This is a genomic window from Desulfopila sp. IMCC35008 (assembly GCF_010646885.2).
GTDB lineage: Bacteria > Desulfobacterota > Desulfobulbia > Desulfobulbales > Desulfocapsaceae > Desulfopila.
Window position 1 is genome coordinate 5,423,209 of record NZ_CP050700.1, and the last position, 12,457, is coordinate 5,435,665.

Annotated in this window: 9 protein-coding genes; 7 read left to right on the forward strand and 2 right to left on the reverse strand. The window is 53.3% G+C overall.

Going from position 1 to position 12,457, the window contains the following annotated elements:
* Window positions 1-61: 61 nt before the first annotated feature.
* Both GA520_RS23180 and GA520_RS23185 read right to left on the reverse strand, forming a co-directional pair.
* Window positions 62-1,258 carry an amino acid aminotransferase gene (locus GA520_RS23180; RefSeq protein ID WP_163335795.1) on the reverse strand — a complete coding sequence of 399 codons (1,197 nt, stop codon included), beginning with the start codon at window positions 1,256-1,258 and terminating at the stop codon, window positions 62-64.
* A 438-nt stretch (window positions 1,259-1,696) separates the two neighbouring features.
* The gene (locus tag GA520_RS23185; protein ID WP_163335796.1) at window positions 1,697-2,899 is read right to left on the reverse strand and encodes an acetate kinase; all 1,203 of its coding nucleotides are present in this window, start codon (window positions 2,897-2,899) and stop codon (window positions 1,697-1,699) included.
* 679 nt (window positions 2,900-3,578) lie between these two features.
* Here GA520_RS23185 and GA520_RS23190 point away from each other — a divergent pair.
* From GA520_RS23190 to GA520_RS23220, 7 genes are all read left to right on the forward strand, one after another.
* Entirely contained in the window at window positions 3,579-4,652 is a 1,074-nt protein-coding gene (locus GA520_RS23190) for a TRAP transporter substrate-binding protein (RefSeq protein ID WP_163335797.1), read from the forward strand.
* 70 nt (window positions 4,653-4,722) lie between these two features.
* Window positions 4,723-5,094: a DUF2237 family protein gene (locus tag GA520_RS23195; protein WP_163335798.1), complete on the forward strand. Its 372-nt coding sequence runs from the start codon at window positions 4,723-4,725 to the stop codon at window positions 5,092-5,094.
* A 171-nt stretch (window positions 5,095-5,265) separates the two neighbouring features.
* Complete coding sequence (locus GA520_RS23200; RefSeq protein ID WP_163335799.1) at window positions 5,266-6,414, forward strand: iron-containing alcohol dehydrogenase; 1,149 nt, start codon at window positions 5,266-5,268, stop codon at window positions 6,412-6,414.
* Entirely contained in the window at window positions 6,414-7,610 is a 1,197-nt protein-coding gene (locus GA520_RS23205; protein ID WP_163335800.1) for an ATP-binding protein, read from the forward strand. Before GA520_RS23200 ends, GA520_RS23205 begins: the two co-directional genes overlap by 1 nt.
* Window positions 7,603-8,943: a sigma-54 dependent transcriptional regulator gene (locus GA520_RS23210; protein ID WP_163335801.1), complete on the forward strand. Its 1,341-nt coding sequence runs from the start codon at window positions 7,603-7,605 to the stop codon at window positions 8,941-8,943. Before GA520_RS23205 ends, GA520_RS23210 begins: the two co-directional genes overlap by 8 nt.
* Window positions 8,944-9,266: 323 nt before the next feature.
* Entirely contained in the window at window positions 9,267-10,448 is a 1,182-nt protein-coding gene (locus tag GA520_RS23215; RefSeq protein ID WP_163335802.1) for an iron-containing alcohol dehydrogenase, read from the forward strand.
* Window positions 10,449-10,607: 159 nt separating this feature from the next.
* Window positions 10,608-12,338, forward strand: coding sequence for an aldehyde ferredoxin oxidoreductase family protein (locus GA520_RS23220; RefSeq protein WP_163335803.1), 1,731 nt, complete (start codon window positions 10,608-10,610; stop codon window positions 12,336-12,338).
* Window positions 12,339-12,457 lie beyond the last annotated feature (119 nt).

A 12,457-nucleotide genomic window follows, 5' to 3' on the forward strand; every position in this document is an offset into this window, starting at 1 on the left:
GATACCAGCCGGTAGCCTGCCAGCACGGATCGATCATAAACAGGCCTCAGGACACCTTGAATTATTTCTTCAAGCCCTCCGCGATGGAGTCGCAGACATAATCAATATTGGCGGTGGTGAGACCCGCCAGGTTAATCCTGCCGCCCCCAACCACATAAATTGCCTTGTTTTCTTTGAGCCACTGAACGATGTCATCGTTTAAGCCACTGAACGAGAACATGCCGCGCTGGTCCTTGATAAAGGAGAAGTCGCGATCCACCCCGCGTGCAGCCAGACCATCCACCAGCGCGCTGCGCATGTCAACAATACGCTTTCGCATATCATCAAGTTCACCGAGCCACTGCTGTTTCAACTGCTCATCACTAAGGATGGTGGAAACCACCAACCCGCCATGGGCAGGAGGATTTGAATAAATAACCCGTACCGTGGCCTTGAGATGACTCATGGCAACCAGTGACTCTTCCTTGGAGGGGCTGACGATGGTCAGGGCACCGGTCCGCTCGTTATAGAGACCGAAATTCTTGGAAAAAGAACTGGCGATATAGTAATCGATACCTGCAGCCGCGAACTGCTCCACACTGTACCGGTCTTCGTCGACACCGGCACCGAAACCCTGGTAGGCAAAATCAAGAAACGGAATCCAGCCGCCCTCTTTCGCCATCTCTGCTACCTTCCTCCATTGTTCCTCGTTTAAGTCCACGCCGCTCGGATTATGGCAGCAGGCGTGCAACAACACGATATCCCCGGCACCAACGTTCTCCAGGCTGGCCACCATGGCAGGGAAATCAAGGCTCATGGTATTTTTGTCATAATAGCCGTAATCGGCCAGTTCAAACCCAGCAGCACTGAAAATGCCCTTGTGGTTCGCCCAGGTAGGGGTGCTTATCCACACCTTGGCTCCCGCCGTAAACTTTTTCAGTAATTCGGCGCCAACCCGCAAGGCTCCCGTGCCACCCGGTGCGTGGACCGTAGCGGCACGACCGGAACCGACGACCTCACTGCCTTCGCCAAAGAGAAGATCCTGGACACAGCGCCCATAAGCCGGATCACCGGAGATGGGCAGGTAACTCTTGGTGCTCTCCTTTTCCAACAACACTTTCTCTGCCGTCTTGACACACTTGAGAACAGGGGTATTGCCTGCGTCGTCCTTATAGACGCCTACACCGAGATTCACCTTTCCCGGATTCGTATCGTTTTTAAATGCCTCGGTCAATCCAAGAATCGAATCGGCCGGTGCTGCCTCTATTTTCTTCCACATAACATCCTCCATTTCTCTAGCCGGCACCTTGGGAAAGAACCTGAGTTTCCAAGGCGCACCTAGTGGTAAGTAGATTTAATTCCAACAATTGTACTGCTGCCGGTCCACTGTAATAACTACCTGGGTAAAGAGGGAATTTCAGGGAAACCCGCAACAAGAAGAACGAAATGTCACATTACCCAAAAGGACAGATTCAGCAACAAAAAGATAACGTATACAAGATACTCCTCTCTCCCCGGAAGCAGGGCCCGGGGTTTCTCTCCCCAGGTCTCTGCAGCCCGGACGTCGGCAAAGTATCTCACCTGGAAGGGCTGATGAGGTCCCGTGAAAACTGCCCCCCTCCCCTGAGCCGATCGGGCCGCGTTGTCGTTAAAAAAAAAAGCCCCGGGGGAACAATTCCACCGGGGCTTAAAATCATGTTACTGCTTGAGCAGGGTATCAGACAATCTCAACCGCCTGGCGGGCGATCGCCAGCTCCTCGTTGGTTGGGATGCCCCAGATCTGCACGGCGGAATCCTTGGAGCTCAACAGCAGAGGTTTCTTGACCCGCTGCGCATTCACTTCTTTATCGATCACGATACCGAAAGCTTCCAGTCCTTCAACTGATTTCTCACGGACGATATCATCATTTTCACCGATACCGGCGGTGAAAACAATAGCGTCCACCCTGCCAAGTGCCGCCATATAGGCTCCGATATACTTCCGGTTCCGGTACGTCTGGACATCAAGGGCAAGCTTTGCCTTCTCGTCACCTTTCTCAATGGCTTCGTGGATATCACGCATATCGTTGAGGCCGCAAAGCCCTTTCAGACCCGACTCCTTGTTCAGCATATTGTCGATGGCGTCAATATCCATGTCACAGTTGCGAGCCAGGAACGCATAAATAGCCGGATCGACATCGCCTGAACGGGTCCCCATGACCAGCCCCTCAAGCGGGGTCAGTCCCAGGGTGGTATCGATGGATTTGCCGTTTTTAACGGCGGTCATCGAGCAGCCGTTTCCAAGATGTACGGTGATGATATTCAGCTCTTCAGGCTTCTTGCCCATAAGACGTGCACACTCACGTGCTACAAACATATGAGAAGTGCCGTGAAAGCCATACCGGCGCACGCGATGCTTTTCGTACATCTCATAGGGCAGAGCGTAATGGTAGGCATGGGGAGGAATCGACTGATGGAAGGCGGTATCGAAGACGGCGACCTGCGGTGCTTCCGGGAACAGCTCACGAGCGACCATGATACCGTCAAGATTGGCCGGATTATGCAGGGGGGCGAGCGGCACAGTTTTCAGAATGGCTGCCAAAACCTCGTCCGTGATCAGGGTCGGCTGGTGGAACTCCTCCCCGCCATGAACGACCCTGTGGCCAACAGCACCGATATCGGCACGATCGGTAATAACACCTTTGTCCTTATCAGAGAGCAGTTCCACCGCCTTACGCATTCCATGCTCATGATCGGGCACCTTCTCCTGGATCTTGATGACCTCTTCACCATCCGTATCCGGCCGCAGCTCACATTTAATCAAACCCTCCGGTTCGCCAATCCTTTCCACCAGTCCAGAAGCCAGGACCGACTCATCCGCCATGTCAAGAAGCTGAAACTTGATTGAAGAGCTTCCTGAGTTAATTACCAATACTTTCACTTTGTTCCTCTTTTCTGCTTGTGCCTTTCAGGCTCTGAAAATTCACACATCTGCCGGCGAATGCAGTGACAGACATTTGGCCCACCGACAGGTTTATAGTCTCCCGCCCAACAGTGCCCTGGTGGGAGGCACTTCCGGCACACAATGCGCTCAGAAGTGGGCAGGGTTTCAATTTTTTTTGAAGGTGGCAGGCATAATAGCCGAGAAGATACGGAGAAACAAGTCTTTTCACCAAACCAGAGCATGAAATGAGGTTTTTATTCAAACCACAGCTGTGCCTGTATATGCAATGTCACCCCCGTCACCAGCAGACAAGAATTCTATACATTGATATTTATATCATATATTTATGAAGTATTCATTGTTCCTTTATTTTAGATGAATAACCCGCCACCAATTGGTACGACCCATTACCACTACTGGTCTGACCATAACATTTTATTCTTACCTGTTTTTATGACACAAAAGAGTATAAGTACAGACATCAAGCTTTACTGGAAAAGTCTCATCATCTGATCTATACTGCGGGAGGCGACCGTTCGTCAGGATGTACAGTACGACTGAAAAACTTTCATTTCCGATCATAAAACCGGGCTCTCACCAGAGACCCAGCTTTTTTGTGATATCACGAGCCCCACGGGGCTTTACCACCAAAGCTACTCTACCAGAGGAGGTTGCAATGAAACGTGTTTTTCGGATGTTGATCGCTTTATCCATTCTGCTCATTATCGCCACACCGGCCATGGCCCAGAAAAAAGTCCGTTGGAAGCTGGCCATGACCTGGTCTTCCACCCTTGCCCCATTCTCCACCGCTGTCTTCAACTTCGCCAAGATGGTTGAAGAAATGAGCGGCGGTAATTTCATCATCCGGGTAGAGGGCGCCGAAAAACACAAGGCGGCTCTTGGGATTCTCGACATGACCAAAGGCGGCCAGTATGAGATGGGCCACACAGCCTCTTATTACTGGAAAGGCAAGGACATCTCCACCGTATTTTTCTGCACCGTCCCGTTCGGTATGAACGTGGATGAGCAAAATGCCTGGTTTTACCACGGCGGCGGCATGGAGCTGATGCAAAAAACCTACGACAAGTTTAATGTGCTGAGCTTTCCGGGGGGTAATACAGGCGTCCAGATGGGTGGCTGGTTCCAGAAAGAAATCAACTCACTGGATGATCTCAAGGGACTGAAGATGCGTATCCCGGGTCTTGCCGGTGAGGTGTTTGCCAAGCTCGGCGTCAATGTCACCAATATTCCTCCGGGTGAGCTCTACACGTCTCTTGATCGCGGCACCATCGACGCCCTTGAGTGGGTCGGACCCGCCATGGATATCAAGATGGGATTCCACAAGATCGCACCCTACTATTACACCGGCTGGCACGAGCCTGCCACCGAGCTGCAGTTCCTGATCAACAAGAGAGAGTACGAAAAATTACCGCCGGAATACCAGGCCATGCTGGTCACCGCCATGAAGGCTGCAACCGCCGATATGTACTCGGACAACTTTGCCGGCAGCGCTGAAGCGTGGGCCCAGATGAAAACAGAATACCCGAACATCGAGGTCAAAACCTTTCCGAAGCCGGTATTACAGGCGATGAAAAAGGCGGCCGACGAACTGTATGACGAATATGCAACAAAGGATGCAGGATTCAAGGAGGTCCTGGAATCACAACGTGCCTACATGAAAAAGGCACGCGCCTGGACAACCATCTCCGAATACAATTATATCCAGACATCAGAAGAGCTCAGTAAATAACAGCCCAAACGGAAACCGCCGCACGAACTCATTCGGGCGGCGGCCCTTCTCCAGCACCCCGGAGGAACAGATGAGTATCAACGTGCTCGGTACACCCCTTGAAACCTGCAACACCAATCCGCTTACCGGTTATACCCGGGAAGGGAGCTGCCTGGAAATCGTAGGGGATGTCGGCAGGCACGTCATTTGTGTCCGTGTCACTGCGGAATTTTTGATGTTTTCAAAAGCGGTGGGCAACGATTTGTCTACCCCCATGCCGATGTTTGACTTTCCGGGTTTAAAACCCGGCGACCGCTGGTGCCTTTGCGCCCCGCGCTGGAAAGAGGCGCTCGACCACGGCATGGCCCCACCTGTAATCCTGATGGCCACCCACCACTCCGCCCTCGAGATTGTTACCCTGGAAGATTTGCTGACCCACTCGTATCATGAAGGACAGAACTGATTATTTTTCTCCCTGAGCCGCCCTCTCCCTTATGAGGGGTCAGACCTGAGGTCTAAACCCCGGCGCCCTCCGGTTGCAGAAATTATTGTGGACGATGGTTCCCGGATGTAGCATAGTTTATTCGACACACGGCACCCTTCCCCACTTGAGCCCTTCAACCTTGAGGTATCCATGGACGTAACCAAATTTGCCATCCCGGAAGTCATCTTCGGCCGCGGCAGCATCAACCATGCGGGGCAGTGCGCCCTGCGGCTGGGTGCAAAAAAAGTTTTCCTGGTCAGTGATTCCGGTATCGAGGAGGCTGGCTGGGTCGATAAACTCACAGATATCCTTAAAAGTGAAGGAATTGAGTGGGTCTACTACCCTGGAGTGACTTCTAATCCGCGGGATTCAGAGGTGGAACTGGGTGCCGAGCTCTACCGGAAGAACGGCACGGATGTGATCATCGCCATCGGCGGCGGCAGCGCCCTCGATACCGCCAAGGGGATCGCCATCCTGGCTTCCAATGGCGGCCGCATCCAGGATTACGAGGGAGCCAACCGCGTCAACCGACCCCTGCCGCCGATGGTTCTTATTACAACCACCGCTGGCAGCGGTTCGGATATCTCACAATTCTGCATCATCACCGATGTCCAGAGAGGGGTCAAGATGTCCATCATTACCCGCACTCTCGTCCCCAACATTTCCATTGTCGATCCGCTGATACTGAGGACCAAGAGTGAAACCCTCATCATCCACTCCGCCGTCGATGCCCTGGCCCACGCCATCGAATCCTACATGTCGACCATTTCCTCCCCTTTTACCGAGATGCATTCGTTAAAGGCGATTGACATCATCCTGGAAAGCCTGCCCAGCGCTATCAAGACCCGATCGCTGGATGCCCTGGAACAGCTCAGTGTCGCTTCCGTTTCTGCCTCGATGGCCTTCAGCAACGCAAGCCTTGGGGCCGAACATGCCCTGGCCCACTCCCTCGGCGGTTATTTCGATATGCCCCACGGGGTGGTCCACCCAATATTACTTACAGCTGTCATGCGCCATAACGCCCGTCTGGCTCCCGAAAAGATGGCTCATATCGGCAAGGTGATCCTTAAAAAAAGCCAGGGTAACAATGAGGAGACAGCCCTGGCAGGCATTATGAAACTTGAAAATTTCTTTGCAACTCTTGGCGTCCACACCAAACTGCACCAGGAATTGAGCGAAAAACAGAAACAGTATCTGGAGCCGATCTGCAAGGTAGCGGTCAACGATGCCTGCAACCTCACCAACCCGCAACCGGCTACCTGGAACGAGCTTCATAATATTTGTATGGAGGTCTGGTAATGAGCGCTCCGACCCTGGAAGACCTGATCGGCATAGAACATTGCAAGCTCGGTTTTTATCAGGATCTGCAGCAAAAAGTCGAGCAGCTCAAAACAACCAACCTCAAGCTGGAAAAAAAGCGGCAAGAGATGCAGGCCGTCCTGGATGGAATTACCGACCTGATGCTCGTTCTCTCAGACGACTTGAGAATATTACGAGTCAACCATGTGGTGAACAAGCGCTACCCCGATGTCGACCCGACCACGCTGCACTGTTACGAGCTGCTTAGAAAACGCAAGAGCCCGTGCCCGGACTGCCCGGTCAGAAAAGCTCTTGATAACAGGCAGGTGGTTAAAGAGAGGTCCTCTTACCGGGTTGGCAATGGCATAAAGCATTTTGAGATTATCGCCTCGCCGTTGAAAAGCGATCCGACCGGTGAGCGTCAGGCGTTGCTCTTTAAACGCGATGTCACCCTGGAAAAGGAGTACCAGGATAAATTCTACCAGGCAGAGAAAATGGCCACCGTCGGCACCCTCGCAGCCGGTGTCGCCCATGAAATCAATAACCCGCTGGCTGCCATCAGCGGCTTTGCCGAGGGGTTGCAGCGCAAGCTGGGCAAACTCGAGCAGGCTGTCGACAAGGAACTGGCGGACGATTTCCGGGAATACACCGCCACCATCATGAGCGAGTGCCTGCGCTGCCGCGATATCGTCCGGACCCTGCTCACCTTCAGCCGCCCTGTCGGCTCCCGCCTGAGTACCGTAGACATGAACAAGTGCGTCAATGACACCCTCTTTATCCTCAAACATCATTTCAAAGACCGGCACGGGGTCACCGTTGAGACCGACCTGGGCCAGGACCTGCCCGTCATCCTCGGCGACGAATCCCAGCTCAAGCAAGTGATCATCAACCTGATAACCAACGCCTTCGACGCCACCGGTGAAGGCGGACGCATCGATATCACCACCCGTACCGGTCAGCGCGGCACCGTCGAGCTGATCGTTGAAGATACAGGTTGCGGCATCCCGTGGGATATCCAGGACAAACTGTTTGAGCCGTTCTTTTCTACCAAGCAGGTGGGCCAGGGCATCGGTATTGGTTTATCGATGTGTTATTCCATCGTCCAGAATCATCATGGGGAAATATTTGTCTGCAGCGATGCAGGCAAGGGAGCCTCTTTCAAGGTCACCCTGCCGGGAGAGGGAAACGATGACTGAAGAGAAGTACAAGGTGCTGGTGGTCGATGACGAAGAACCGATCCGCAGACTCCTCTCCAAAGAACTGGCAACGCCTGAAAGACACGTACTGGTTGCTGAAAACGGGGCGGACGCCATGACCATGGCGATCAACTACTGGTTTGACGTCATCCTGCTGGACCTGCGGTTGCCCGACGTCAAGGGGCTGGAGCTGCTGATCGAGATCAAGGAACTGGTTCCCCATACCGAGGTGGTCATGATCACCGGTCACGGGGACGTAGACAGCGCAGTCGAGGCGATGAAGCTGGGAGCCTACGACTTCATCCGTAAACCGTTTAATCTCGACCAGATGGAAATGGTGGTTGAAAAAGCCCACCAGCGCGTTGTCCTGGCCCGGGAAAACACGATTCTCCGCAACAACTCCTCCGATCAACTCCCCGCCCGGCTGATCGGCAACTCCAGGGCAATCCGGGATATCCGGTTCCTGATCGAGAAAGTCGCCCCAGCTTCCATACCGGTACTGATCACCGGCGAATCAGGTGCCGGAAAAGACGTGGTTGCCAGGATGATTCACCAGCGGTCACTGCGGGCAGAGAAACAGATCGTGATCAAGAACTGCGCCTCCCTGCAGAAGGAGCTGGCCCGAAGCGAACTCTTCGGACACAGGAAAGGCGCCTTCACTGGGGCCGAGGAGTCCAGTGAAGGGTTGTTAACCTATGCTCATGATTCCACTCTTTTCCTTGACGAGATAGGTGAGCTTCCAGCGGGTGTCCAGGCCTCGCTGCTCCGGGTTCTGGAGACCCAGACATTTCGGAGGGTTGGGGAAAAGGATGAAAGGGTCGTCAATATCCGCTTTCTTTTTGCCACCAACCGTGACCTTGCCCGGGAAGTCCGGGATGGGAATTTTAACGAGGCCTTCCTTCACCGGATCAATGCCTTCCGCATAGAAATCCCCCCGCTCTGTGAGCGTAAAGAGGACCTGCCCCTGCTGGTCGATTACTTCCTCGCCAAGCTGGCACCCGATAGCGGTGAATACCGCATCGCCACCGGGGCCATGAACTGTATCATGAATTACGGCTGGCCCGGCAATGTCCGTGAGTTGCGAAACGTGATCGAACGATCCATCATCCTCTCTGAGAACAATCTCATCACCGAAAGATGTCTGCCGGCAGAGATGGTTGACGATAACGACACGGATGGTGACAACCTGACCCTTGAGGCAATCGAGAAGAAACATATCCTCAAGATCCTCGACTTTCATAACGGCAACCGGCAAAAGACCGCCGAGGCATTGGGCATAAGCCGGAAAACACTCTATCGAAAAATGAACAAGTATTTGGAACCATCGGCCTGAACAGGAAGACAAAAGTACCCATTCCCCCATCACCCCGGGTCATTTTGACCCGGGGTGATTTTTTACCCTGTATTCTCTGCAGCTCCAGACGTTTTATCTCTATGTTATTTTCCCCGGCAAGGACCTTTCCAGGATGTGCCCGGGTCAACCTTCCCTGAGACCGGTGACACCTTCAAACCCTATGCTACTGATTTTATTAGATTTACAAAACAGGCATACCTCTTGCTAGATTGGCACTGTCGTTTGTATGAATGTGCCGACTACTGAAGCCTCCCTGCTTACTAGCCGGTCCTTTCCCAATAAACATAAAATCGAGGTGTGTTATGGCAATTCGTGAAGAGGTATACGGTTACTTTATCCCCAGTGTTACCCTGATAGGCATCGGAGCAGCGAAAGAGATACCTGGAAAAATTGCAGCTCTCGGCGGAACCAAACCACTCATCGTCACCGACAAGGGCATCACCGCAGCGGGAATAACCAAGGAGATCACTGATCTGCTGGACGCTGCAAAAATGGAATATGTGGTATTTGACGAAACCATTCCCAACCCCACCGACACCAACGTTCACGACGGTGTGGATGTTTACAGAAATAACGGCTGTGACAGCCTGATCACCCTTGGAGGCGGCTCCTCACATGACTGTGGCAAGGGGGTCGGCCTTGTTGTTGCCAACGAAGGTAAGATCCAGGACTTCGAGGGTGTGGATAAATCCACCAAATCAATGCCTCCCTATGTTGCAGTGAACACTACCGCCGGAACCGCCTCTGAGATGACCCGTTTCTGCATCATCACCGATACCTCAAGAAAGGTGAAGATGGCTATCGTCGACTGGCGCTGCACCCCCAATATCGCCATTGACGATCCAATGCTGATGATGGGAATGCCTCCTGCACTGACCGCCGCCACCGGCATGGACGCCCTCACCCACGCGGTGGAGGCGTATGTCTCGACCATCGCTACCCCCATGACTGACTCAGCAGCGGAGAAAGCAATTGAGCTTATCGCCTCTCACCTGCGCCCGGCTGTTGCCAACGGCAACGACATCAATGCCCGCGAGGGAATGTGTTACGCCCAGTACCTGGCCGGAATGGCTTTCAATAACGCCAGCCTCGGTCACGTCCATGCCATGGCCCACCAGCTTGGCGGCTTCTACGACCTGCCCCACGGCGAGTGCAACGCCATCCTGCTGCCCCATGTCTCCGAATTTAACCTGATCGCCAAAATGGAACGATTTGCCAAGATCGCACAGCTGATGGGTGAAGACACCATGGGACTCTCAACGCGCGATGCAGCCGACCTGGCCCTGGAAGCAATCCGTAAGCTCTCTTCCGATATCGGTATCCCATCCGGCCTTATCGAACTCGGCAAGCGTTACGGCAAGGAAGTGAAAGAAGAAGATATCGAAACCATGACCGGCAATGCCCAAAAAGATGCCTGCGGGCTGACCAACCCACGAGTTCCATCTGATCTTGATGTAGCTGCCATTTATAAAGCGGCTCTGTAAGTTCTCCTCCCGCGGGACCTGCTCATATTGCCTTCCGGGCGGGTTCCGCGCACTCAACATAATTTCCCAGCACATCATATGTGACCAGTAAGCAGGATAACTGTTCACTTAATTTTTCATTTGCAGATGTACCTGTATAACAAGCCCGAGGTGAGAGTAATGACAGATAAGATTTTTCGTGTGAACATGACGGACCTTACAACCAGTGTGGAAACTGTCCCTGAAGCCTGGGCAGGACATGGTGGGCGAGGTCTCACTTCAACTATTGTCGCCGCCGAAGTCGAGCCGACATGCCATCCGCTTGGACCCAATAATAAACTTGTCTTTGCACCCGGGCTCCTCAGCGGTACCGTAGCCGCCAATTCCGGTCGTCTGTCAATGGGTGCCAAAAGCCCCCTTACAGGAACCATCAAGGAAGCCAATGCAGGTGGTACTGCAGCACAGTTGTTTGCCCGTTGCGGTTGTAAGGCCCTTATTGTTGAAGGCCTGCCGAAAGAAGACAAGTGGTACAGTATTTCATTATCCAGCGCCGGGGCCACCCTCAATGAGGAAAGCGAGCTCATCGGTAAAGGGAATTTCGAGATCATAAAAACCCTCACAGACCGTGTGGACCCCAAGTTCGGAATCATCACCATTGGTCAGGCCGGTGAAATGAAGCTGTCAGGTGCCAATATTTCCGTCAAGGATCCGGACGGCAATATCCGTTCCGGCGGACGAGGCGGTCTGGGAGCCGTCATGGGCTCCAAAAAAGTTAAATTCATCACTGTCGACCCCGGTGACGGCAAGGTCGAAATCGCCGATCCTGAGAAGTTCAAGGCCGCGAACAGAACCTTTGCCAAATCCCTGGTCGACCACCCTGTTACCCAAAGCCTCGCCCAGTACGGCACCAATGTCCTGGTGAACGTTATTAATGAATCCGGCGGACTGCCGACGAGAAACTTCACCCAGGGCCAGTTTGAAGGTCACGATAAGATTTCCGGTGAAACCATGTTCGACCTGATCGAAGAGCGCGGCGGTAAACCAAAGCATAACTGCCATGCCGGGTGTGTTATCCAGTGCTCCCAGATTTATAATGACCTCAAGGGCAACAAACTGACTTCAGGATTCGAGTACGAGTCAATCTGGGCCATGGGCGCCGACTGCTGTGTTGAGAACCTCGATCACATCGCTGAAGCGGATGCCATCATGGATGACATCGGTATCGACAGTATCGAGACCTCCGTGGCCATGGCGGTTGCCATGGAGGCAGGCGTTTTGGCATTCGGTGACGGCGCAGAGGCATGCCGGATACTCCGTGAAGAAGTCACCAACGGAACCGGTCTCGGTCGCATCATCGGCAATGGTGCCGAGTCTGTTGGAAAAGCATACGGCATGACCCGCGTCCCGGTCGTCAAGGGTCAGGGCATTCCGGCGTATGATCCGCGTGCCATAAAAGGTATCGGCATCACCTACGCCACCTCCACCCAGGGTGCAGATCACACCATGGGCTACACCATCGCCACCAACATCCTCGGTGTGGGCGGCTCTGTCGATCCACTCACCAAGGAAGGCCAGGTCGAACTGTCCAGAAACCTCCAGATCGCAACCGCTGCCATAGATTCAACCGGCATGTGCCTGTTCATCGCTTTTGCGGCTCTGGATAACGAAGAATGTTTACCGGCTGTAATTGACATGCTCAACGCCCGGTTCGGGATTGAGCTGACCGCAGATGATGTAACCAATCTGGGCAAACATATCCTGGAAACAGAACATACCTTCAACCTCAAGGCGGGCTTCACCAACCTTGACGACAGGTTGCCGGAGTTCTTTTATAACGAACCCCTCCCGCCGCATAATGTCGTCTTTGACTTCACCGGCAAGGAAATTGATACGTTCTGGGACTTTCAATAGATTACTCGTGCCTTCAAGGTCCTTGAAAATTCAGAAAACTCGTAGTCTACGCGTATCTGTTCAAGTTGGAGGCACATCCAAAATCTCACCGCCGTCCCTCCTCTCGCTCACAGCCGGTG